Genomic DNA, 21,986 nt, shown 5'->3' on the forward strand with positions numbered 1-21,986 from the left:
AATCAAAATAAAAAGCTCTAATAAACTAACTGCATGAATAAAATTTAAGAAAACTAATGGGGATAATTCCTTTACTCAAGCCTAACTCTTGAATGAAGGATAAATAAATAAAATAATCTAAATTCTTAATAAATTAAACCCATCGCTAATAAGCTCACTATTTTAAATAAAAATTAAAACGTAAAAATAATTTACTCTTAATATAAGTTTATTATTTATTATATTTTATTATAAAAACTTACTTTTATAAAGTATATTTAACAAATATGTATTAAATATACTTTTTTTATTTTTTTTATATAAAAATACTTTACTTTTTTACGAAACTGTACTATTAATTAATTTAGACTTAAGGAAACTACTTATATTAGGAGTATAAAATTGAAAACATCAAAACAAAAATCACCAAACACCACAAAAAAGGTCAAAAAAACTACAAAGAACTTCCAACACAACTTAATTGTATTAATCTCTACTCTAAACTTTATAAACTTAAACTTAAAAAAATATACACAAAAAAACATACTTTATTTTCTAAATAAAAACCTTGAAAGAAATCAACAAAAACCTATAAAACTAAAAACACTACAAAACTATTTATACATACTAGATAAAAAATTTAAAGTCACGCTAAATTACTGCAAACATTTGGGGAAAAATTCCGGAAGTGAAACTTATTATAAACTTAAATATGAAAAAGAAAGATGCTATTCAATAATTAACACACACTTCAAGGAAAAAACAACTAATAAAATTAATGAATTTATAAAAAGAATAAAAAAACTTAATCAAATAAATAGTAGTGTTAAATGGGAGTGTATTAATAATCCTAATAATAATATATATAAATATAAAGAATATAGAAATATACACAAAAATTCTAAAAAAACAACAAATAACAAAATACTCAATAAATATTTAAGTAAGTGTAATTTCAAAACAAAAATTCCATCTCTAATAATGGATTTAAAAACGACCAATAAGATTAAAATCTATCATTTAAGAAACTTAAAACACATTGAAAACGACCTTAAAGAAACAGATCCTAAAGAAATAGAAAGACACTTATCAGATGCAATAAAAGAAAATATAAACAATCCAGGATACCTATGTAAATTTTTCAAAAACAATGGATACAAAAGGCTAATAAATAAAATAAAAGAAACAAATAAAAAATATAAAAACAAAAAAGAAATTTTAAAAAACATACTTAAAGAAAAAATAAAAGAATTAGAAAATGAGCAGTATAAAAAAGAAGATCTTGAAAAGTTTTTTAAAAAAATATATGAAATTTACAAAATAAAACCACATTTCATAATAGAATACAAAAAATATCCAGATTTAGATAAGTTGGTTAAAAAGGCAAAAACAGAAATTCCTAAAATTCAAGACAAAATGACTAAGCTTAAAAGTATAAAAAACAACATTTTTAGTATATTATTAGAACAGTTGAGGCATAAAGTAGATGAAAATAAAATAATTCCTACTTTAAAAAAATTCATTGAGAATGAGCCTGATCTTAAATATAGTAAGGTGTTTGACAATTCCTACTATAATAATTTGATTAAAATAGTGAGCTAAAAAAAATGTATAGTTTAGCTTTGCTATTAAGGAAAAAGGAAAAAAATGACGGCTTTACTTGAACGATTAAAGCAAAAACAAAAAGAATTAAAATTAAACATAGAAAATAAACCAAAATTCAAAAAAGAAAAAAAGGCTGATGTCTTTTCTAAGATTGAGGAGGTTAAAGGTAGAAAAATATACCATACTAAAATCTTTAATGACTTTTATACATTTGGAATCAGTAAAAATGAACCTACTAAATTTTTTATTTCTTTAAGGGGAATTTTTAACATAGAAGACATAAGTATGTTTCATTTATTCTCTCTAAGAGAAGATGATGAATTTATAGGGATTTACTATGGAATAAGAAAGCTTGATAAAGCATTTATTGTGAAAAATTTTAACAAAAAAGAAACTTATACTCTTAGAAAATGTGAATATATTGAATTTAAGTTTAAAAAAGGCTCTGTTTTTTGTTATTTAAATGGTCTTCATATTTTACTTAAAAAGGATAGGGTTAATAGCCCATATTACAATACGCTTTTAAATATTATTTTAGAACTAGAAACTGAACTCTACACTTTTTATAACAAAGAATTGTCGAAGGGGGGAATAATTCCTGAATGGATAAAAAAGAGACAAAAGTAATAACAATTGCAAGCATAAAAGGGGGTGTTGGCAAAAGCACTACAAGTTTAATTTTCGCAACACTGCTTTCAATCAAATATAAAGTTCTTTTAATAGATATTGACACGCAAGCTTCAACAACAAGCTATTTTTTTAATAAAATCAAAGATAACAATATAGATTTAATAAACAGAAATATATATGAAGTGTTAATATCAAATTTGCACATAGATAATGCACTAATAAATATTGACAAAAATTTAGATTTAATTCCAAGTTATTTAACATTACACAAATTTAATTCAGAATCCATTCCTTATAAAGAATTTAAATTAAAAGAACAGCTAAAGCTAATTAGCAATCATTATGATTATATAATACTTGATACAAATCCAAGCTTAGATTTTACTTTAACAAATGCTCTTGTATGCAGTAATTATATAATAATACCAATAACAGCGGAGAAATGGGCTGTTGAAAGCTTAGATTTGTTTACTTTTTTTATGAATAAATTATTATTAACATTACCAATGTACTTAATTAATACTAAATTTAAGAAAAACAACACACATAAAGAGCTTTTAAAAGTTTTAGAGAAAAATAATAATTTTTTGGGGACAATATCTGAGAGAGAAGATTTAAATAAAAGAATAGCAAAAAACGACAGATTTGATTTGACGAAGGATTACATAATAGAGTACCAAAACACGCTTAATGTGTTTTTAAGTAAATCGGGCTACGTACACTAAGTGTACTCAATTGTAAAGGAGGATCACATGGACATAGAGATAAATAAAAGAAATTTATCTGAAAGCATTAGAGAAGAAGAACAAGCACTTATTCATTATAATAAGCTTAAAGAAAAATTAAACATCAATTTTCAAAAAGAAATTTATTGTAAACTAGAAGCAATGAAGGTTTTAAAAGAAATTAAAGATAAGGAATATTATAAGCTTGATAACTATTTTACCTTTGATGATTTTGCAAAAGATTATAGACTTGCCAGAACTCAAACATATAAGTATCTTAAAATTGCAACAGCAATAGAAGAAGGGATAATTGAAGAAAAGTATGTGGTTAAAAACGGGATCAATGAAACAATTTGTTTGCTTAAAACAAAAGAAAGTCCCAGTTTAAGAAAATCCAACCAAAACCCAATAAAACCACTGAGATTTCAGCTCAAAAAGGAAGAATCTTATTCTTTTTATAAAAAAAATGCCAAGCTTACGAGCTTTCTTTTGGAAAAAATTTTTTTTGAGGAAAAAGATTTTTTATTGAAAATAATTGAAGAATTTGAAACTTCAAGAAATAAACGAAAATGAAATATTTATTTGCAAAACTTGAAAAGTTAGTGTATACTTTATAGGTACAGACTGACACGCAATGTGTCGCTCTTAATATAAGGACCTGTTACCTTAAAGGGTTTATTGGGGATTCTTCTAAAAGAAATTCCAATAAACCCTTTAATTTTTTGTTCAAATTCTTTATTTTTAAATAGTAATTTTAGAAAAATTTAGAAAAGTATTTACAAAACATATTTTTTTTTATACTATAATATTAGTAAAAAACTTATATTAGGGGTTAAGATGAAAAGGCCTAATAAGATTAAAAGGAAAGAATACTGCAAGTTTTTAATTAAAGCTTTTGCCATTAAAAATAATGGGTTTAGATGGCTTAAGCTTAATAATATTAAAGATTGTACTTAAACCAAATATTTTCTTATTAGGCTTTGAGATTCTAAATTGAGATTTATTCTTGCTACCAAGACCATTAAAACTTAAAAAAATAAAATATTGAGAATCCAATATTTTAAAAATTTTAATGCATGTCTTAATAAGAGATCTCAAATGTGTGTTCCTTATAAATAAAAATGGAGCAGGCATGTTTAATTATTTAAAAATTATATTTAAAAATTGTTTATTTTAAAATATATGAAAAACAAATTGTGAGTGTAATCACAATTTGTTTTAAACCTTTTATTCAAATGCGAGTAAAAGCAAAATTCTAAAATCTGCATTTTTGGCAACTTGATTAATAGATTTTAAGAAGTTTTATTTTAAATCATAAACATTTTTACAATTTAAAATTTTAGGGGAATTAAAAAATGTTTATTGAAAAAATATTACAAAGTAATGAAGAGCTTTTTAAAAATATTCAAAAGTCTGGATGTTATTTTTTATCTCTTCACTATTGGATATTTATTTTAACGGGTTTTGATTTTAAGGCAAAAGACATTAATTTAAATTATCAGCGGTTTTTGCAGTTAGGCTACATTAGAAATGATTGTTATATTTTAAATCCATGCAAAATTCTTGATTTTTATAAAATATTTTCTAATGTTAGGTATGAAAGTCCACTTTATTTGCCCGTAGAGGACAAAGAGTTTGAAATCACAGAGATTAAGTTGAAAGATCAAGCCTTTACTCATTTTATTGCAATGAATAAAAACAATGTACTTTAAGATAGTCTTGATTTAAGGTCTAAAGGAAAGAAATTCGAAATAATATCAAAAAGAATATTTAATTATTATATTTAATATTATTAATGTTTGCCAAATTACCTTAAATTAATAGGGCCAAACAACTTAAAAGTTTTGAGTTGTTTGGCCCATTGTTTTTTAGATATAAAAATAATGTTTATGTAGTAGTAGCGTTGGCTTTTCCCTGGAGGTTTTTGAGGGCCTCGTGTTGTTTTTTATTAACATTTTTCAATTTCTCTTCCATTGCTTGTGCAATAGCAAGTATCCCCTCAGCTGTAGTTGCAGGAGTTTTTTCAGCTTCCTGTGTAACTGTTCCTGTCATTTTTTGTATTCCAATCTCTTCTAGTGGTTTTGAGACATCAAGCATTAAGTCATACATTGCTGAGAATGCACCACTACTTCCACTATTTTTAAGTTTTTCTGCTTCCTCTTTTATTGCTTTTACAAATTTTTCTGCCACTTGAATAGCTTGTATTTTTGCTTTAAGTATGAATTCAGGCTTTTCTGATACCCTACTGCCTGTTTTTGTATTTGTAAAAGCCTCGAAATTTACGCCTTCTTTTTTAGCATTAGCTTTAATTTTATTTATTTCATCTTTAATTTCTTGAGCTGATGATTCTAATCTGATTTTAGTTTCTCCTGTTAAGCCACATGCTACTAACAGGCTAACAATTAAACTTAGTTTAAGTAAATTTTTAATATATTTAGTCATATAATATCCTCTTTTTTTTGAATTTAAATTTAAATAAAAGCGCTTAATAAACATTAAATTGCAAATATTAGGACGAGCTAAAATTTTATTTTTAGCCAATTCTAATTACAATATTTTTATATTTATTTCTTTTTTTTGCTTTTACTTATTTTTTTCTCCTCGTCGTCAAGTTTTTGTCTTTTCTTGACACCTTCTAGTTTATTTTCTATTTTCGCCTTAACCTCAACCAATCTTTCAGCTGTGTTTACAGGGTTAGATTTAGCTTCCTCTGAAATGGAACTTTTTATTCCTTTTATTCCAATCTCATCTAATGATCCTGTAACTTCAAGCATGAAATCAAACATAGCCAAGAATTGACTACTATTTCCATTTTTTTTAAGTATTAAAGCTTCTTTTTCTATTATCTTAAGGAACTTTTCTACTTCATTAATGGCTTGTACTTTTGCTTCTCTTAGGGCTGATCCCCCATTTGTCACTTTAGAACCAGTTGCGGTGCCTGTAAAAGCTTTAAAATTTACACCCTTTTTAGCGGCTTCTTCTTTTATTTGTAAAATTTTGTTTTTTACATTATCAGAAGACGATTCAAGCATTGCTTTTACTTCTCCTGTTAATCCAAAATTACAGGCTGCCAGCAGAGCAACAAACAAAGCTACAATTATTAAATTAAATTTTTTCATTTTTTTATTTTGCACCTCCATATTAGGAATATTTAATAATAAACCTAAATTTAGCCCATTTTATTGGAAATCAAATAAAACAAATTAGTTAATAAGGTTAATATGAATTTTAGATTTGAATTAGCTTTTAAAGCTTATTATTTTAAATTTTATTTTTATTGGGGGGCATAAATTTGTTTTATACAAATATAGTAATAATATTATTTGAAGTTACAATCTGGCTTTTGTAAGCTATCCTTAATTTTAAGATTCAATGCCAGTTTGCCCAAATAATGTAAATTGGTTATTTTGTAAATTAAATAAAAGATCTAAAAGAATTTAGGTCTTAAAAATAAAAGAGAAGCCACGCTCCCGCAATTTACTGGCTTCTCTTTTGACTGTTTTGACTATTTTGATTTAGGGAGAAGGGATAGCGGGACTGGAGGGCATAATAGTAGCTTTTAAGCCTTTAAAGAATTATCCTGTTTTTTAAGCTTTAGAGACTATTCTATTTTTTTCTTTAATTATTATGTCTAGTAAACTTTCATTAGATGTGTTGTTATCAGCAGCTTCTATTAGGTGTTTTAATGCTTTATTGTGTTTGGTAACAACGATTTTCCTGATTTTTGTTTCTTGCTTTTGGATAAATTTTCTGCTATCCATATTGCAAGATAAAATTGGTGCGGGCAATACAATATCTTTTTTAAACATTCCTTTCTTCTTTACCATTTATTTTTATTGATTTTATTATATATAAAAAATATATCTCTTTAATTTAATTATTACTAATAAAAAAGATTTAATTTTTCTTGAGTTTTTAAAAAAACTTAATTAAAATAAAATAATGATATTTAAAAATAGAAAAGAAGAATATATTTTTTTATTTAAAAAAGGTTTAAAAGATTTAGACATTGCTCAAATTTTAGGCGTTGGCGAATCTTTTGTAGTAAAAGCTCGAAACAAATATTTTAAATCTAATGATTCTGTTTGCAAAAAGAACTCTTTTTCTGGCGATTTAGCAGTAGAGAGTGTTTCTAGAGCATCTTTTAATGAGGATGATTTTAACAATTTAGTACTGCTTGCTACAAAAAAGGCTTGTGAGTTGGAAAATGCTAAAAATGATACTGAAAAATTATTTTACAAAATGTTTTGCTCTTTTATTGATTCTCATAATAGATATAAAAATCTTAGTTTAAAATCAATAAAAAAAGATGCATTAAGCTTAGATTTAAAAATTAGCAAGCTTCAAAGCGAGATTGAGAGCAATAAAAAAAAAGACCTTAAAACAGACAAAAACCTTGAAAAAGAGCTTGCTGCTAAGATTAAAAAGAGAGAAACTCTTGAAAAAGAGCTTATTAATATTTGTATAAGAGAGGATTACAATACTCTTGTTAAGCTTAAATCTATTTTAAGCAGTAAGAATTTAAAATTGGAGTAAAATTTGAAATTTTTAAAATCTTCGACCTTTCTCAGTCTTCAGAAAAAATTTAAAAATAAGTTTAATATTAATATTTTAGATTATATTAAGCCAAAAACAACAAATATTTGTTTTAAAGATTTTGAAAACAAATATTTAACCGCCAAGCAAAAAGAGGTGCTTTTTGACATAGAAAGCCACGATTATTCAAAAGTAATATTTAGTGGTGGAATTGCAAGTGGCAAGACGTTTTTAGCCTCATATCTGCTTATTAAAAAGCTAATTGAAAACAAATCTTTTTATGAAAAAGATACCAATAATTTTATTATAGGCAATTCTATTGGTTTGTTAATGACAAATACCATTAAGCAAATAGAAAAGATTTGTGGTTTTTTAGGAATTGATTATCAGAAAAAGAAAAGCGGCGAATCTTTTTGTAAAATAGCGGGGCTTGAGCTTAATATTTACGGGGGTAAAAACAGAGATTCTTTTTCTAAGATTCGAGGAGGCAATAGTGCAATAATTTATGTAAACGAAGCAACAGTAATTCATAAAGAAACTTTACTTGAGGTAATCAAAAGGCTTAGAAAGGGCAAAGCAATTATTATTTTTGATACAAATCCCGAAAGTCCGACTCATTTTTTTAAAACAGACTTTATTGAAAATAAAGATGTTTTTAAAACATATAATTTTACAACTTATGATAACCCTTTAAATTCAGCAGATTTCATTGAAACTCAGAAAAAACTTTATAAGCATTTACCCGCCTATAAGGCTCGTGTGCTTTATGGGGAGTGGATTTTAAATGAATCTACATTATTTAATGAAATGATTTTCAATCAAGATTATGAATTTAAAAGTCCAATAATGTACATTGATCCTGCATTCTCAGTAGGCGGAGACAATACGGCTATTTGTGTTTTAGAGCGTGCTTTTGAGAAGTTTTATGCATATATTTATCAGGATCAAAAGCCAGTAAGTGACAGCTTAATGCTTGGATCTATTCAGGTTTTAATAGAAAATTTCAATGTAAATACTGTTTACATTGAGGAGAGAGACAGTATCAAGGGAGATGGAATTTTAACTAAAACAATTCTTTTCTTAAGAAATAAGAGTATTAATTATTTTAAAGTTGCGCCAATAAAACCCTTGAGCAATAAATTTAAAAGAATATGTTCGCTTATTCCTTTGTTTAGCAGCCGCAAAATAGAATTTTTAAAAATAATAAGTAAAAATGTAGTAAATGATATTTACAGCTACAAAGGAGACGGTAAAACAAAAGATGATGCACTTGATTCTCTTGCGAATGCTTATCTTCTTTTAACGTTAAATTATAAAGAAAAATTATTTCATTTCGGCAAGTTTAAATATTTATAATTTGATCTAAATTTTTAGTTAGTGATTTAAATTTGTGATTAATAACTATTTTATTTTTTACCTCCTTTGATAATTTTATTTAAAATTTGATTTGCCTTCACCCAAGGCACAGGTAAATAAAATTAAAGTAATTAAAATATTATTTTAAAAAATACAATTTTTTATAAAAAATGTAAGACAAAGATTCAATCTTTTAAAAGTTTTTAAAAATTAATTTTCAATTTAATTGTTTGGGAAATATCATTAATATGATTTATAATTGAGTTTCTATAAATTTTTATTTTAAAGGAGTTGCTATGAGATGCAGATTTTTTTATATTTATTTATCTCCAGCTTTAATTTTTATGTTTAACTGTAGTGTCCTTTCAGGAGCCAAAGGCGCAGAAGAATCAAGTTTGACAGACGAACAAAGGTTAGAGATTGTAAATAATATTAAAAGCCACCTTGGTGGTGACTCTGAAAAAATAGCTAGAGTTGATAAATATTTTGAGCAATTTAACGATTCTAAAAGAGATGTTGTTTTGAAAGTATTTTCAATTGGCTTTAAATATATAAACGATAAAGAATCAGAACCCACAGACTCAGTAAATAGAAGTGCTAATTTAGCTGCTTTAAAAAGTGATTTTGAATCTAAGCTAAAAAAGCTTAATTACACACAACAGGATTTTGAAAAATTAGCAGAGGAATTTGGTAAGTTTATTGACCCTTCTGCCTAGTGAAATATGTAATTTAAGAAAATTCAAACGGGTTTATTGTAAAAATGCATTATTTAATGATTTTTATAATTTAAAAAAACCCACCAGGCTTTTTATCTATTCAAATGTATTTCAAGGAGAGGGAAATATGAGGACGGCCTTTTTTCTTTTTTTTTTAACATGGCTTTTGGGCTGTAGTTCTTTTAATAAGCCTCACAATAAGGATTTATTATCTAAGAATAAAGAGAGAGCCTCTAATTATAACAGAGAATATTACCAGAAGAACAGGGAAAAACTTAAATTAAGAGCCAGAGAACGGTACCGTAGAAATAAGAAGAACTAAATTAAATAGAGAGAATTAAACTTATTAAAAATTTTAAAGTACTTTTAATATTAAGTAATATGTTTAAATTGATTGGCGGCTTTATGTAAAAGATGTGTGTTTTTAGCTATTTGAAAGATTTTGTTATTTTAAAATAAATTTAATTTTAATTAGGAGAATATACGCGAAGAGATATATTTATATTTATGTATTGGGAATAGTAGTGGTTCCTTGCTATTTAAATGATTTTTCAATTATGAAGAAAAGCACTCTTAATAAATATGATTTAAATTTTACTGAACTTTCTTTTACCGAAAGAGAAAGTTCAATTTTAAAAATTCAAAGAAAATTTAAAAGCCTTACTGATAAAATAAGTTCTAGAATCTCTAATTATAGTGAGATTAAGGTTAGCAATTTTTTTAGCGAATCTAGTGAACAAAAAATTAATCTTTTAAATAAAATATTAGAAATTTTAAAAATACAACATGGATTAATGGAAAAAAGTAGCAACAGCTTAAGTAAACTTAACATGTTAAGTGGAGGCAATCATGCTGTTCTTGATCCACAACCAGAATTGCGACTTTTAAATCAAAAATATTCAGATATAGATGAAAAATTAAGAGAAATATCTAACTTTATTCTTAGTAATAACATTGACTTTGATAAGGCTTTAAAGGATTTAAGTTCTTTAAAAGAGAGCTCTTTAGCATTAATGCAAAAATAAATTTCAATTTATTATTTCTTATGCACATTTTATATATAAAATAAATTATTCTTTTACTCTAAGCAATGCTTTTTAGAATGGAGTAATGAAAACTGTTTTTTCTAAAAAAAGTTTTTTCTAAATAGAGCCATTAATTTTCGACTCTATTTAGAAAAAAAATCATTTATTCTTCCAAAGGTTTGATTTCTGATAGGGCAAATCTTTCTGAAGCATTTGTGTTCCACCCTGTCCATTTATCATTTTTGAAAAGATAGTTCCCTGCAACGCTGTAGATTGGAATTATTGGATGATCATTTTCAATAATTATTTCTTCAATCTTTTTAAATAGTTCTAATCTGATTTTTTCGTCAACTTCAATCTCAGATTTATTTAATAGTTCGTCAACCTCAGGATTTGAATATCCGTAAGCTGAAAGATGTGAGTTTTTAGTTTCAAATATATTAAAGAATGTCATGGGATCTAAATAATCTCCTTGCCAGGATCTTACTGAGATCTCATACTGTCCTTTTAGAATATTTGATATGTGGCTACCTCGTGTTTCAGTCTCGACTTCTACATTAATATTTAAAACTTTTTTCCATTGGCTTTGAATAAAATTGGCAACTTCCTTTCCAAGTTCATTTTTATCATATTTTATTGTAATAGTTGGAAATTTTTTCCCATCAGGATATCCAGCTTCGGCTAAAAGTTTTTCTGCCTTTCGTGGGTTATATGGTTTTAATTTTTTTCCATAATTATAATTATTAATATTAGGGCTTACCTTTCTTGTTGCTTTAAAGTTGTTATCAAGCACTCTGTAGGCCAATGTTTCTCTGTCAACCGCTAGAGATAATGCTTCTCTTACTTTTGGGTTGTCAAGGGGTTTAACATTTAGGTTTAATGAAAGAAAACCAATTTGGTTAATGTCAGATGAATAAAAATCTTCTCTTAAAATAAGCTCATTAATAAGATTTAACGGAATGTTGTTAAAAATAGCATCTATTTCGTTGTGTTCATACATGCTGTAAATTCTTCGGGCATCGTTTATAGTAACAAATGTAAGCTCATTAATATCAACATTTTTAGCATCATAAAATTTTTTATTTTTTTCAAGAGAAATTTCTTCGTTTAATATTCTTCTTTTTAGTTTGAAAGGCCCGCTTGTAACCATGTTTTCTGGGTTTGTCCATTTATTTCCAAACTTTTTAACAACGTGAGTAGGAATAGGTATAAATATTGGATGTGTAATCATATCAAGGAAATATGCTGTTGGTTGTTCAAGAGTTATTTCCAGGGTTTTTTCATCAATCACCTTTATTCCAACTTCATCTGAATTTAATTTTGTTATGTGAAATTCTTTTGCATTTTTTATTTTTGATGTTAAAAGGTTAATATGTGGGAGATTCTCCTCAGCTTCTAAGGCCATTATGTATGAGCCTCTAATAGTGTCTGCTGTTATTTTAACGCCGTCACTCCAATAAATGTCGTCTCTTAAGTGGAATGTATAGGAGGTGTTGTCTTGAGAAATTTCCCAATTTTTTGCAAGTCCTGGCCTATAACCACCTGTTTTTGGATCCCCCCTTAAAAGCCCTATAAATAGCTCGTTTATAATTAAGTTACCCGCTTGATCGCTGCAAAACTGTGGATCAAGTGATGTTGGTTCGTTTCCAATTCCAACTCCAAAGACAAGATCCTCTTTTGTTTTAGAAATTGTGCATGAGCTTGCAGCTGTAATGAGTAGTGTTAAAAGTAATATTTTTTTTCTTATCATATGCTTTTTTTCCTTTTGCATGAATAATTTATTTTATAGCAAATTATATTGCAAAATATTTTTTTAAAATATTCTTGATTGAAAGGAAGAAAGATAAAAAATACACATTTAAAAGATTTGCTTTAGAGTTAGAGTATTAAAAATTTAAACAAAAAAATAAAAACAGTCTAAATGTTAAAACCAAAAAGGTTGATATTATATTAATTTACTAATGTTTATTATTGGTTTTAAAACTACAAATAGGGCCTTAAGGCCCTATTTGTAGTTTTAAAGAAGTTTTCAATGAATTGTTGATTTATAACAATAAACAAATATATATCTCTCTTTGTTTTTTCCCAAATAAAATTTTAATCTTTATTTGGGCTTGGGAGTTTTTGATAAAATAAAATTAAATTTTATTTTTAATACCTTTGAGAATTTTAGGAACTGAACTATAATGGCGGCATATCTTATGGGAGGTTTTAATGAAAAGAATAAGTATTTTATCAATACTATTATTATTATTTTTTTCTTGTAAACAGTATGGTGATGTTAAATCGTTAACAGAAGTTGCTACTGATCTTAAGGATGACAATTCTCTTGCTTCTGGGGGTGTAGGGCCTAAAGATCAAATTACCAAAAAAGGACCTGCTTTAACATCAGAGGAGTCTGAAAAACTAGAGGCTTTAAAAACCTTTTTGCAAGACGCAATAGGCGTTAATGGTAGAGACAAAGATTTAAAAGCTGAGTATGAGAAATCCTATAAAGAATTTTTTGATTGGCTTTCTAAGGATGTTAACAGACAGAAAGAGTTTGTAAGTTCTTTTAACAAAATTTGTGACATTGTTGCTAAAGCAGTGGATGCAAGCAAACAAAGAACTCGTGATGATCAGCGATCTTTAGGGTTTAATGAATATGTTTGTTACAAAATTAAAAAGAGTACAGGTGAATCTTTAAGTTTATTTTTCCAAAAAGTAGCTGATGCATTTGGCACTGAAGAGTATAAACGCAAAGATGACGCGAATAGCCAAAAACCTGAGAAATGCAATGAAGAAATTTTTAAGGTAATTAAAAGGGTGTTTACTGAAAGCGAGAATAATAAAGAATTGGCAGATTTAAAATATTATGGTAATATCTAGTATTTGAGATATTATTTATTATAGAGGCAGGTTCTAGTTAGAACTTGTCTTTTTTGTTTTTTAGACATCTTTTAAAGTACTTAACAATAATATATCTTGATTGGGTTATGTGTGATAAGAACAACTTAAATGGCAATTTTCAAGATTTTAAATTTAATAATGTTGAATTTGCCAAAGAATTGTCAACTCAAGTTATTGAGGCTTCCTTAACAATAGAGAATAATTTAAATAAAATTTTAAAAACAAAAAATCTGAATAATGCTTACCTAAAGGCCCAGAAATCAAAATTGAGACTTATTTCCACGATTGAGCTAGCTAAAAAACTAAACAACCATCTACTCTTAGAATTTGATAAAATTCCTTTTGATTTTGATATTCCCATAACATTTAGCATTGTTGACAAGATTTTAAAAGTATTTTATTGGACAATAGTCAATTTTGATTCTCATACAGTAAATGAACTTGAATTAAGAGGGATAAAAGAGATGGATTTTTTATATGAAGAGGAAGAAGGAATGAGGTCAGTAGAAGAAGAGATTAGTTGCATTAAAAATTCTAAGGAAAGAGAATCTCTTTACGAGCTGCTTTTGGTTATTAAATCTACATTTCAAGCAGACAGGGCCTTAATAAAAGCAATCAGAGCATCTCTTTTAGCGACATCTTTTATTGCTCAACGGGGAATAGAAGGCAAACAGATTTTATTTTTTTATATTTAGTTTACATTAATTTAATTTTTAAGTGTGTTTAAATATTAAAAAGGTAGAGAAACGGCTCTCTACCTTTTTAATATTTATTGGGATTGGATAAAGTATTAATTTAATATTCTTTTTAATGCCATTTTATAATGCTTATCTTTCAATAATGCTTAACAGTAAGTAGAATATTTTGTAAATTTTACTTATATTCTTAAGTTAATATTAGCATAAATCTTTTAAAACGTATTGGGTTTTTATAAAATTTTAAATGAATTTTGATATTTAAATTTTACATACAAATATTATTTGATAATAGATATTAAATAATAACGGTTTGCATAAAAAATCGTTTTTGATATAATAATATATAATGATATTTAAAAAAATGATTAATGAATTTAAAATGGAAATACAAAATAAAGAATCCCAAATTAGTCCTGTTGATGTTTACCGGTATTCAATTTTTTTTAGGAATTACATAGAAAGCACAGCAGAAGATGCGCTTAAGAATGGAATTAATTTAAGCTTGCTTGAAACTTCTACTTTAAAAGAAAGCAGAGAGTTTCTTTTGGGTTTAAAGGTTGAATTAAAAGAAGCTCTTCTTGAAGCAATGGTAAGCTATAGATTTAATAGAGCAGGCGATATTTTAGTAAAACCCAAAGGTGAGGATGAAGATTTAAGTAAAAAGGTTAACAGCGAATTACCTACAGGTTTTAAATATTTAGATTTTCAAAAAATTATCAACAAAAGAGAATCTGATTACATAGAATACCTTTCAAGTTTAAAAGACTTAGATGGTGTTAACCAAAAGGCAAGGGTTATAAAAATAGATAAAAGTAGAGTAATAATTTATGAAAATTATGATTATGTTTTAGGATCATACGAGCCTGCTTATACACAAAGTTTGCTTCTTAATATTTGTCTTTTAGAACAAATTTATTTAGAGATGGAAAAAAGAATAAGAAATTATAATTTTTTGTTTTACAAAGACGAACATTTAGTGGGACTTATTGAATCTTTAGAACTTGCAAAAGAAGAAATTAGTGTTTTGGTAAACAATAATAAAGGCAAAATATTTTCTAGCTTTTTTAAAGGTCAAGAGCCAAACAAAAGTTTCTCAGCATTAAGTAGCGCTTCTTGCAAGCTTAGCAGAGAGCTTAGCAAGATTAAAAGCACCCTAAACAATGATGGAATTTTTTATACAGCATCGGAGAATGCAAGCCTAGAAGTAATAAAATATGACTTAGAGTTTTTAAAAGACGCATTTGATCTGATTAAAGCAAAAATTGGCGCTGATACTAAGGAGCCTCTTACTAGAAGTTTTAATGAGCAGGTCAAAGGACTTGGTAGCAGTGGCGAGGGAGACAAAAGTAATTATTACGACTATTTAAAAGGTGTACAAGAATCTGTTGCCAATGCTTGCAATATTAAGCTTAACAAATATTACAGATTAAATATGAAGTTTAATGATCTTGAAGTCTTAAGTTATGAGCAGAGACTTGAGAGAGACAATTTACTTCTTGATGTTTATTCTAAATATTTAGAGTTAATGAAAAATGAAAACTTAAGTCACAAGGCAAAAGAAAATTTGAAAGAACAATTAAGTTTAGTTATTTAAAAGGAGTAATTATGGAAAGAATGGCGGCAAGCGTAGATTACAAAACTAAAAACGACCAAGAAGATTCAAAAAAGTTAAACTTAAATAATGAAGTTTTAAATAATTCTTTAATTAAGGAGTTTTTAGAATATCAAAATCTTAAAAATGCCAATAATAATTCATTAAGTTTTTCCAACAATGATCTAAGAGAATCTGTTGAAATAAACAAACTTGCAAATGATAATTTAAGCTTTGAGTATAATACAGAAAATCTTTTAGCAAAAGGGTATTCTTTTAAAGATGTTGTAAAAGGCCAAGCCGAAGAGCTTATTAGAAAGTATGTAAAAGCAACTCAAATCTTAGCAATAGCTGGAACTAATAATCTTGATGAGATTGATTCATCTTCTCGTGCAATACTAATAAGGGTTGCAAAGACCAATATTGATCAGAATAAGAATGCTGAAAATTCATACAAAACAATAAATTTTGAAAGAATAAAAGCAAATCAAGGAAATAATTTAAGAAACAAAAATGTTTTTTTCAGCACATATCATGATTTAAGAAAAGCAATGCTTAACGAATGGGAAGAGATTAAGCGAGAATTTTATTGTAATAAAAAAGCACTAGCTTAAGTTTTTGTAATTTAAGCTTTTAATAAAAAAATAATTTAAAAAAGGAGATATTTATTAATGAGTAATTCAATTGATTTCAAAAAAGAAATAGAAAAACTAAAAGCATCAAAAGTAGAACTTGAGAGTCAGCTTGAAAGTTTAAAAAAAAATCAAGCTCAAAAAATTGTTTTAGACAAATTACAAAGTGTTAATGCTAACAGTTACCCTGTGTTTGAGAGTAATTGCAAATTTCAAGATGAGGGATTTTATTTTGCTCAAAAAGGTGTACTTAAAAGTTCTTCTGCTGATAAGTTTGAAAATTATCAAGCTCAAGATTTTTGCTACAAATGTGGGGTTAAGCTTATTGTTAATGGCTCACAGTTGCAAATAGCAAAAGGCGGCGGCAGTGATCTTTATGGGGTTTGCGTAGACTTTGATGATTTTTCAAGAACCGGCACGGTTGTTCCAATGAGTTGTAGTTTTGAATGTGTTTTGATTGCTAAAGGCAAAACAATTAAAGCAGAAGATAAATTAATAATAAACAGTGAAGGGTTTTTAGAAAAAGCTAGTAAAGATGCAGTAGTTGTTCATGCTTTAGCATTAGGATCTGCTGAAGAATTTAAAGACAGAAGAGATGTTTACGGTGTAAAAGTTCTTTTTTTGGTCAAGCAAATAAAAGATGCAATTTAAAATAGGAGAATTAAAATGGATGAGAATATATTAAATAACGATGAGTATTTAAGCACAGTAAGGGATGTTTTAGTGAAAGAGTGTCCAATTCCAGAATATTATCATTTTTTAGATTCACAGCAAATAGAGAGTAGTAATATTTCTCTTGGAAGCGACAGAATTATCAAGTGGTATTCTAATTTAACAGACATGCCCACACTAAAGGTTAATGATTTTAACACAGTCTCAACAATAAAGTTTCAAAGACAAATAGTAAAAATTAATTATTTGCCTTTTCAGTATGCATTTAAATACTATGCGCCAGATGGGAAAGTTAGTGTAGAGGCAAATACAAATATTAATGTGAAAGAAGGACTTCTAGGCGCAATAATTGAGATACAAAAGTTAATGAGTGCTCATTATTTAAAGGGCGGGCTTGCGTTTTCAAAAGGGAATAAAAGAACTCTTCTTGTTGATGAGTTTAACAATGAAACTATGTATGGGCTTTTGAATCTTCCAAACCAAATAGACAAAACAGTTAAACAGACAAACATATTAGATCAAATAAAATCAATAAATGATGATCTTGGAAAGATTAATTTAGAAGATGAAAGAAAAGTGCCTTTTAAAATACTTACAACTAGCAAAATCAAAGGCCGTTTACTCGAGAGACTCCCAAACAATAATTATTCATACAAAGACATGCTTTTTGATTTTATAAGTGCAATAAATAATGATGCAAATATTGAGCTTGAGACCACAAATTTATTAGACGATGAAATTTTAATATATCCAAGAAGCAGCAAACTACTACTTTTAAAAGACGGTCATCAGCCGATATTAAATTCATACACAGAAGTTTCAAGTAGTAATTTTAGAACAAGTTTTCTTGATTTTTCTATTGGAACAATTTTGGCAACAAAAAATTCAATTCTTAGAATAAGATTGAGCTAAAAAATGAATAAAGGCAAAATAAACACTAATCAGGCTTACCAAGAAAAGCTGAAAACTTTAGATGGTGAAAATCTAGAACCAGCTTTAAAGGCAGTATATGAGCAAATACTTGAACTTTTAATGCTTGACTTTAAAGATCTGAGCACTAAAGAATTTTCTTTATATTTAAATTTACTTGAAAATATTTTAATTCTTAAGAGAATAAGAATTAAAAGTTTAAATGATTCTACAATGTTTGTTCTAATTTATTATTTTGTTGGTTGTGAGTTAAAAAAGCGAAATAGATTAAAAGGTTTTAATTTTAATTACATCAAGTCTGAAAAATTTAAAGAGATATCATTAGAATATTTTCCTGCAACTCTTGGCAGTAGTAGCGGTTGTGGGGGTGATTTTTGTAAATATTTAGACAGTTTAATAGAAGAGTTAAAAATAAAAGATTCTTTAATAGGGGTAGCTAAATGAAATCTTTAGAAATGATTAATGTCAGTTTAAGTAATATTATAAACACATATTCACAAGATCTTTTTTTCTGTAAATTTAGAACAATCAAAGATCCAATTAATGCATCTTATGAAACTAGATTTAAAAGTTCTGATGCTGTTGCTTTTAAGGGAATATTTTTATTAATAAGTCCAGAAGAAGTAGTTGAGATTGAAGGTGTAAATATTTTTGATAAAAATAGTTATGCCAAGGTGTATACTCTTTGTAGTTTTAAATTTGAGTACGGAGATTTGGTTAGAGTCAGCGATGATTTTTATTCGATTTTAGGGATTGAAAAGAGCTACAAAGAAGGTCTTAATTACAGCACATTAGTTTTAAGGAGTTCTTGTTGAGTTTTAAAATTAGATTTAAAGACATTGACTTTTTAAATAAAGAAAATAAAGTTAATATCAAATCGGAAGAACTAGAAAAAGAGATGCCTTTAAAGCTGGCAAAGGCTTTTTACGAAGAATTTTATTCTAATATTTTTTCAAACAAAGGAATAAAAACAGCTTTCAGGAAATCTATTAAAAAGGGACTTGTTGAAATAAAAGATCAGTTTAGAGTTTTTTCTAAAAATTATTTACTTAAAAGGCAAATAGACCTTAATAGCAAAAGAGCTTTTAATGCCAAAGAATTTAAAATTTTGATTAACAACATTGAAAAACTTAATCTTTCAAAAAGTAAAAGAAAAGGACAGTCATGATTGTAGGACTAAATGAATCTGTACAGTTTTTAATAAAAATACTTACAAAATTTAAACAGTATTTAGAGCTTAAAGAAATAGAATTAGAAATTGTAAATACCTATAATCACCCTTATTTGGAGAAGTTTTCTACAAATGTCAGTAATTTAATTGTATTAAAAAGCGAGTCTTTCGAAGGGCTTACTCCCAGAAATCTAGGGAGTAGAAATTTGTTTAAAACATCTAATGAGTTTAGATTAAGGTTTTCGCTTTATTTTTTAAGTTTTACCTTTTTAAAGACTTACAAAGATTCTTATGAGACTGTTTGCAAAGTGTATGAACATTTTTTGGAATTTTTACATGAGAATAGATTTCGGTTTGAGTTTAGAAAAGAGTTTGGGTGCGATTCTTATTTGCTTTTAACTTATTATATTTACTCGATTAGTAATTTAAATAATGATGGTCTACTTGGTGTTTCTAATAGAAGAAGCAATATGTGTTTTAGTTTTAATCAGATTTTTGTTGCAAACATACAAGCTTTAGAACAAGAAAGATAAATTTAGAACAAGAAAGATAAATATTTAAAAAACAAATTTAGAAAAGGAGAATAAATGCCAAAAGATACAATAAGCGTTAGTTTGATGCAAAACAGACTAGTTGCCAATAAAATTAATTATTACAATTCGCTTTTAATCTACAAAAGCAATATTTTAGCAAGTAAACATTTAGCATTAAGTGTTACAAATTTTGAAGAGCTTCTTAAGAAACTTGAGATACAAAAGGGTAAAGAGACTGATTCTTCTAATAAGAAAATAGCAGAGGAGCAGTTAAGTGCTTTACAAAAATCAGTGGGTGATTTTTTTGGACAAGACGGACTTAAGTCTGTTGATTTTTATGTTTACAATCAGATTAAAGAGATTAAGGATTTCTTAAAATCTAATTTGCATCCGTTTGTGGTTTTTGTAAATGAATCAGGAGATGCTCTTAGCAGTGATTTTGAAGCTATTAGGAAAGCTCTTAATTTTATTGTAATTTCTACTAAAGAGAATAGTTTGCCAAATTTTTTAAAAGGCAAAGACAAGAGCGAGTTTAAAAACATTATTGCTATTTACAGCGGCAATGAAAATTTACATCTTAAGTTTGCAGCAATGTATTTGCATCAGGCAAGCATTTTTCATGCTGTTAATCCTTATGGGATGATTTTAAATTCTACTCCTATTTATGATGATTCTCTAATTGATTCTCTAAGAAAAGCCAATATTAATTTTTATTCTCTTTTAAATGAAACTGGTAATGACGGCATTTTAGCTTTTAAAGAAGGTGTCACTCTTTCTGGGGATCTGATTGATGAGGCTTTTACGCTTTATTATATTAAAAATGAAGCAATCAAAGAGCTTATTAGGATCTGGAATAAAAATAGTAGAGCTAACAGCAAACTTAGTTCTTTAAATTTGGACGGTAATTTGCCAAACGAATATACAGCGGGGCTTGAATGCTTTTTTCATAAACTTAAAGAGAGAGGACTTATTGTCTTTTACAAAGAGATTAGGCTTAAAATCAATTCTTCTGAAGGCTTAAGTTTAAGTTTAGAAGTTGCGCTTAAGTATAATGACAGCTTAAATAGTGTTAATTTAATAATCACCGCACAAGAGATAAATGAATATTTAAGGAGAGCATCATAATGAAGGAATATTATTCATTAGATTTAATATTTTTTAGCTTTAATGACAATTTAATAGACAGAGGTACTCTTGAGTACAGCACAGAGCCTAATGTAATGGCTAAAGCAAGCACAGAAGACAGAAATTTTCCAATTCCAAGCTTTAGAGATCCAAGAACGGTTGTTCATATTTTTGATTTAGAGATAAGCAAAGGATCTCTTGATTACAAGCTTTTAACAAGGCTAAGCAATGAGCAATTTTACGGCAATTTACCAAAAGCTAAAAAATTAAAAAGATTAGTATTTAACGATCAAATGGGATTAAAGATTATTTCAAACAGTGCATTTTTTGCAGAAATTCCAACTAGAAAGTATTCATCTGATAATGATACGGTTAAGTTTACAATTCATGCAATAAATTGTGATGTTGAGAAAGCAAGTTGAGTTAACAATTAAAATATTTTAATTTAAGGATAAGAATTTAAAATGAGATACAAGTTAAAAATATTAACTAGAGCCAAAACACATGAATACGTTTTAAAAGATATTCCAATGTACGATTGGGACAATGTTTTAGGATTTGATGTTGAGCGAGATGAACTGATTAATAAGCTTAATGATCTTAAAACATTAAAAGAAATAACTAAATTAATGATCTCAAGAGGATTTTTAGATGAATTTTATGAAATTCTAAATAAAGAGAGAAGATATTCTGAGCTTTATAAATATGCTCTGCCTACAATTCTTTTTTCAGTTCAGTATTCACTTTTCCAAACAATAGAAGGGTTTAAAAAGCCTGGTTTGGTTTATATTGAAAGTTTTCAAGACAGAAACGGCGATTATATTAAGTATGACTACATTGATGAAAGGTGGAGTTATGATTTTTTAATTACAAGTAGCAAGTCTTTAGGCTTAAATCAAGAAGATTCTTTAGAAGTTGATCTTGAACCTTTATTAAAAGAAGGCGTTAATGAATAAGTCAGAGATTGCAACTAATTATTTTAAATACATAGACTATTTAACAAGAGACGCCAATAAGTATTATTTCCCTATTGTAATGGGCATTTGTACATATAGAGATGTTAAAAAAATGAGCTACAAGGAGCTTTTAGAGGTTAACCGACTAGCTAATTTAAAGCTTAACAAGGAAATGTACGAACGGTTTTTGTCCTGTAGTGGAGCGCTTTAAAGGTTT

At 27.0% G+C, this 21,986-nt stretch carries 27 protein-coding genes; 23 read left to right on the forward strand and 4 right to left on the reverse strand.

Annotated features, from left to right (window positions below; genetic code table 11):
- Positions 1–381 precede the first annotated feature (381 nt).
- The 5 genes from BLA33_RS04345 to BLA33_RS04365 all read left to right on the forward strand — a co-directional run bounded on the left by BLA33_RS04345 (position 382) and on the right by BLA33_RS04365 (position 4,651).
- Entirely contained in the window at positions 382–1,581 is a 1,200-nt protein-coding gene (locus tag BLA33_RS04345) for a plasmid maintenance protein (protein ID WP_029346682.1), read from the forward strand.
- A 45-nt stretch (positions 1,582–1,626) separates the two neighbouring features.
- The gene (locus BLA33_RS04350; protein WP_012622887.1) at positions 1,627–2,211 is read left to right on the forward strand and encodes a DUF226 domain-containing protein; all 585 of its coding nucleotides are present in this window, start codon (positions 1,627–1,629) and stop codon (positions 2,209–2,211) included.
- Positions 2,187–2,939: a ParA family protein gene (locus BLA33_RS04355; protein WP_029346684.1), complete on the forward strand. Its 753-nt coding sequence runs from the start codon at positions 2,187–2,189 to the stop codon at positions 2,937–2,939. The genes BLA33_RS04350 and BLA33_RS04355 overlap by 25 nt, the downstream gene beginning before the upstream one ends.
- Positions 2,940–2,966: 27 nt before the next feature.
- Entirely contained in the window at positions 2,967–3,512 is a 546-nt protein-coding gene (locus tag BLA33_RS04360; protein ID WP_075226598.1) for a chromosome replication/partitioning protein, read from the forward strand.
- A 782-nt stretch (positions 3,513–4,294) separates the two neighbouring features.
- Positions 4,295–4,651: a DUF261 family protein gene (locus BLA33_RS04365; protein WP_233436596.1), complete on the forward strand. Its 357-nt coding sequence runs from the start codon at positions 4,295–4,297 to the stop codon at positions 4,649–4,651.
- Between the two features lie 175 nt (positions 4,652–4,826).
- On the opposite strand, the gene dbpA is transcribed toward BLA33_RS04365, so the two are convergent.
- The 3 genes from dbpA to BLA33_RS04380 all read right to left on the reverse strand — a co-directional run bounded on the left by dbpA (position 4,827) and on the right by BLA33_RS04380 (position 6,748).
- Positions 4,827–5,381: a decorin-binding protein DbpA gene (gene dbpA / locus BLA33_RS04370; RefSeq protein WP_029346686.1), complete on the reverse strand. Its 555-nt coding sequence runs from the start codon at positions 5,379–5,381 to the stop codon at positions 4,827–4,829.
- Positions 5,382–5,503: 122 nt separating this feature from the next.
- On the reverse strand, positions 5,504–6,058 hold the full coding sequence (gene dbpB / locus BLA33_RS04375) for a decorin-binding protein DbpB (protein ID WP_012622254.1): 555 nt from the start codon (positions 6,056–6,058) through the stop codon (positions 5,504–5,506).
- Positions 6,059–6,526: 468 nt separating this feature from the next.
- A complete protein-coding gene (locus tag BLA33_RS04380) occupies positions 6,527–6,748 on the reverse strand; it encodes a hypothetical protein (RefSeq protein ID WP_233436595.1) in 222 nt (73 codons plus the stop codon).
- Positions 6,749–6,881: 133 nt separating this feature from the next.
- Here BLA33_RS04380 and BLA33_RS04385 point away from each other — a divergent pair, with 133 nt between their 5' ends.
- The 4 genes from BLA33_RS04385 to BLA33_RS04405 all read left to right on the forward strand — a co-directional run bounded on the left by BLA33_RS04385 (position 6,882) and on the right by BLA33_RS04405 (position 10,572).
- Entirely contained in the window at positions 6,882–7,475 is a 594-nt protein-coding gene (locus tag BLA33_RS04385) for a hypothetical protein (RefSeq protein ID WP_075226600.1), read from the forward strand.
- Positions 7,476–7,478: 3 nt separating this feature from the next.
- Positions 7,479–8,831 (forward strand): PBSX family phage terminase large subunit, encoded by a 1,353-nt coding sequence (locus BLA33_RS04390; protein ID WP_029346687.1) that lies wholly within the window; start codon positions 7,479–7,481, stop codon positions 8,829–8,831.
- A 296-nt stretch (positions 8,832–9,127) separates the two neighbouring features.
- Positions 9,128–9,547, forward strand: a complete 420-nt coding sequence (locus tag BLA33_RS04395) for a hypothetical protein (protein WP_029346688.1) — start codon at positions 9,128–9,130, stop codon at positions 9,545–9,547.
- 557 nt (positions 9,548–10,104) lie between these two features.
- Positions 10,105–10,572: a hypothetical protein gene (locus tag BLA33_RS04405; RefSeq protein ID WP_174565084.1), complete on the forward strand. Its 468-nt coding sequence runs from the start codon at positions 10,105–10,107 to the stop codon at positions 10,570–10,572.
- A gap of 163 nt (positions 10,573–10,735) precedes the next feature.
- Here BLA33_RS04405 and BLA33_RS04410 read toward each other — a convergent pair whose 3' ends face one another.
- Positions 10,736–12,322 carry a peptide ABC transporter substrate-binding protein gene (locus BLA33_RS04410; RefSeq protein WP_029346689.1) on the reverse strand — a complete coding sequence of 529 codons (1,587 nt, stop codon included), beginning with the start codon at positions 12,320–12,322 and terminating at the stop codon, positions 10,736–10,738.
- 464 nt (positions 12,323–12,786) lie between these two features.
- On the opposite strand from BLA33_RS04410, the gene BLA33_RS04415 reads away from it, so the two are divergent.
- The 14 genes from BLA33_RS04415 to BLA33_RS04480 all read left to right on the forward strand — a co-directional run bounded on the left by BLA33_RS04415 (position 12,787) and on the right by BLA33_RS04480 (position 21,980).
- On the forward strand, positions 12,787–13,440 hold the full coding sequence (locus BLA33_RS04415) for a hypothetical protein (RefSeq protein ID WP_029346690.1): 654 nt from the start codon (positions 12,787–12,789) through the stop codon (positions 13,438–13,440).
- Positions 13,441–13,547: 107 nt separating this feature from the next.
- Positions 13,548–14,156, forward strand: a complete 609-nt coding sequence (locus BLA33_RS04420; RefSeq protein ID WP_029346691.1) for a hypothetical protein — start codon at positions 13,548–13,550, stop codon at positions 14,154–14,156.
- Positions 14,157–14,520: 364 nt separating this feature from the next.
- On the forward strand, positions 14,521–15,753 hold the full coding sequence (locus BLA33_RS04425) for an anti-CBASS protein Acb1 family protein (RefSeq protein WP_075226604.1): 1,233 nt from the start codon (positions 14,521–14,523) through the stop codon (positions 15,751–15,753).
- Positions 15,754–15,764: 11 nt separating this feature from the next.
- A complete protein-coding gene (locus BLA33_RS04430; protein WP_012622874.1) occupies positions 15,765–16,364 on the forward strand; it encodes a DUF1357 family protein in 600 nt (199 codons plus the stop codon).
- 57 nt (positions 16,365–16,421) lie between these two features.
- On the forward strand, positions 16,422–17,033 hold the full coding sequence (locus BLA33_RS04435; protein ID WP_029346692.1) for a DUF228 domain-containing protein: 612 nt from the start codon (positions 16,422–16,424) through the stop codon (positions 17,031–17,033).
- 15 nt (positions 17,034–17,048) lie between these two features.
- The gene (locus BLA33_RS04440; protein ID WP_029346693.1) at positions 17,049–17,966 is read left to right on the forward strand and encodes a hypothetical protein; all 918 of its coding nucleotides are present in this window, start codon (positions 17,049–17,051) and stop codon (positions 17,964–17,966) included.
- A gap of 3 nt (positions 17,967–17,969) precedes the next feature.
- A complete protein-coding gene (locus BLA33_RS04445; RefSeq protein ID WP_029346694.1) occupies positions 17,970–18,428 on the forward strand; it encodes a DUF3890 domain-containing protein in 459 nt (152 codons plus the stop codon).
- The gene (locus BLA33_RS04450) at positions 18,425–18,799 is read left to right on the forward strand and encodes a DUF1506 family protein (RefSeq protein WP_012622253.1); all 375 of its coding nucleotides are present in this window, start codon (positions 18,425–18,427) and stop codon (positions 18,797–18,799) included. Before BLA33_RS04445 ends, BLA33_RS04450 begins: the two co-directional genes overlap by 4 nt.
- Positions 18,796–19,152, forward strand: coding sequence for a hypothetical protein (locus BLA33_RS04455; protein WP_029346695.1), 357 nt, complete (start codon positions 18,796–18,798; stop codon positions 19,150–19,152). The genes BLA33_RS04450 and BLA33_RS04455 overlap by 4 nt, the downstream gene beginning before the upstream one ends.
- Complete coding sequence (locus tag BLA33_RS04460) at positions 19,149–19,688, forward strand: DUF764 family protein (RefSeq protein WP_029346696.1); 540 nt, start codon at positions 19,149–19,151, stop codon at positions 19,686–19,688. Before BLA33_RS04455 ends, BLA33_RS04460 begins: the two co-directional genes overlap by 4 nt.
- 54 nt (positions 19,689–19,742) lie before the next feature.
- Positions 19,743–20,813, forward strand: a complete 1,071-nt coding sequence (locus tag BLA33_RS04465; protein ID WP_029346697.1) for a DUF787 family protein — start codon at positions 19,743–19,745, stop codon at positions 20,811–20,813.
- Positions 20,813–21,235 carry a DUF1463 family protein gene (locus tag BLA33_RS04470; protein ID WP_012622875.1) on the forward strand — a complete coding sequence of 141 codons (423 nt, stop codon included), beginning with the start codon at positions 20,813–20,815 and terminating at the stop codon, positions 21,233–21,235. The genes BLA33_RS04465 and BLA33_RS04470 overlap by 1 nt, the downstream gene beginning before the upstream one ends.
- Before the next feature lie 42 nt (positions 21,236–21,277).
- Positions 21,278–21,769 carry a DUF1473 family protein gene (locus BLA33_RS04475; RefSeq protein WP_029346698.1) on the forward strand — a complete coding sequence of 164 codons (492 nt, stop codon included), beginning with the start codon at positions 21,278–21,280 and terminating at the stop codon, positions 21,767–21,769.
- Positions 21,762–21,980: a DUF1322 family protein gene (locus BLA33_RS04480; protein ID WP_029346699.1), complete on the forward strand. Its 219-nt coding sequence runs from the start codon at positions 21,762–21,764 to the stop codon at positions 21,978–21,980. The genes BLA33_RS04475 and BLA33_RS04480 overlap by 8 nt, the downstream gene beginning before the upstream one ends.
- Positions 21,981–21,986: the final 6 nt, after the last annotated feature.

The organism is Borreliella garinii (assembly GCF_001922545.1).
Lineage (GTDB): Bacteria > Spirochaetota > Spirochaetia > Borreliales > Borreliaceae > Borreliella > Borreliella garinii.

Bases quoted from the DNA above. Each gene is read 5' to 3' on its own strand.
- BLA33_RS04425 (WP_075226604.1), top strand. From the start codon at position 14,521: ATGATTAATGAATTTAAAATGGAAATACAAAATAAAGAATCCCAAATT.
- BLA33_RS04360 (WP_075226598.1), top strand. From the start codon at position 2,967: ATGGACATAGAGATAAATAAAAGAAATTTATCTGAAAGCATTAGAGAA.
- BLA33_RS04420 (WP_029346691.1), top strand. From the start codon at position 13,548: ATGTGTGATAAGAACAACTTAAATGGCAATTTTCAAGATTTTAAATTT.
- BLA33_RS04385 (WP_075226600.1), top strand. From the start codon at position 6,882: ATGATATTTAAAAATAGAAAAGAAGAATATATTTTTTTATTTAAAAAA.
- BLA33_RS04430 (WP_012622874.1), top strand. From the start codon at position 15,765: ATGGAAAGAATGGCGGCAAGCGTAGATTACAAAACTAAAAACGACCAA.
- BLA33_RS04465 (WP_029346697.1), top strand. From the start codon at position 19,743: ATGCCAAAAGATACAATAAGCGTTAGTTTGATGCAAAACAGACTAGTT.
- dbpA (WP_029346686.1), bottom strand. From the start codon at position 5,381: ATGACTAAATATATTAAAAATTTACTTAAACTAAGTTTAATTGTTAGC.
- BLA33_RS04380 (WP_233436595.1), bottom strand. From the start codon at position 6,748: ATGTTTAAAAAAGATATTGTATTGCCCGCACCAATTTTATCTTGCAAT.
- BLA33_RS04460 (WP_029346696.1), top strand. From the start codon at position 19,149: ATGATTGTAGGACTAAATGAATCTGTACAGTTTTTAATAAAAATACTT.
- BLA33_RS04435 (WP_029346692.1), top strand. From the start codon at position 16,422: ATGAGTAATTCAATTGATTTCAAAAAAGAAATAGAAAAACTAAAAGCA.
- BLA33_RS04365 (WP_233436596.1), top strand. From the start codon at position 4,295: ATGTTTATTGAAAAAATATTACAAAGTAATGAAGAGCTTTTTAAAAAT.
- BLA33_RS04410 (WP_029346689.1), bottom strand. From the start codon at position 12,322: ATGATAAGAAAAAAAATATTACTTTTAACACTACTCATTACAGCTGCA.
- BLA33_RS04450 (WP_012622253.1), top strand. From the start codon at position 18,425: ATGAAATCTTTAGAAATGATTAATGTCAGTTTAAGTAATATTATAAAC.
- BLA33_RS04475 (WP_029346698.1), top strand. From the start codon at position 21,278: ATGAGATACAAGTTAAAAATATTAACTAGAGCCAAAACACATGAATAC.
- BLA33_RS04350 (WP_012622887.1), top strand. From the start codon at position 1,627: ATGACGGCTTTACTTGAACGATTAAAGCAAAAACAAAAAGAATTAAAA.
- BLA33_RS04480 (WP_029346699.1), top strand. From the start codon at position 21,762: ATGAATAAGTCAGAGATTGCAACTAATTATTTTAAATACATAGACTAT.
- BLA33_RS04470 (WP_012622875.1), top strand. From the start codon at position 20,813: ATGAAGGAATATTATTCATTAGATTTAATATTTTTTAGCTTTAATGAC.
- dbpB (WP_012622254.1), bottom strand. From the start codon at position 6,058: ATGAAAAAATTTAATTTAATAATTGTAGCTTTGTTTGTTGCTCTGCTG.
- BLA33_RS04355 (WP_029346684.1), top strand. From the start codon at position 2,187: ATGGATAAAAAAGAGACAAAAGTAATAACAATTGCAAGCATAAAAGGG.
- BLA33_RS04440 (WP_029346693.1), top strand. From the start codon at position 17,049: ATGGATGAGAATATATTAAATAACGATGAGTATTTAAGCACAGTAAGG.
- BLA33_RS04395 (WP_029346688.1), top strand. From the start codon at position 9,128: ATGAGATGCAGATTTTTTTATATTTATTTATCTCCAGCTTTAATTTTT.
- BLA33_RS04405 (WP_174565084.1), top strand. From the start codon at position 10,105: ATGAAGAAAAGCACTCTTAATAAATATGATTTAAATTTTACTGAACTT.
- BLA33_RS04415 (WP_029346690.1), top strand. From the start codon at position 12,787: ATGAAAAGAATAAGTATTTTATCAATACTATTATTATTATTTTTTTCT.
- BLA33_RS04445 (WP_029346694.1), top strand. From the start codon at position 17,970: ATGAATAAAGGCAAAATAAACACTAATCAGGCTTACCAAGAAAAGCTG.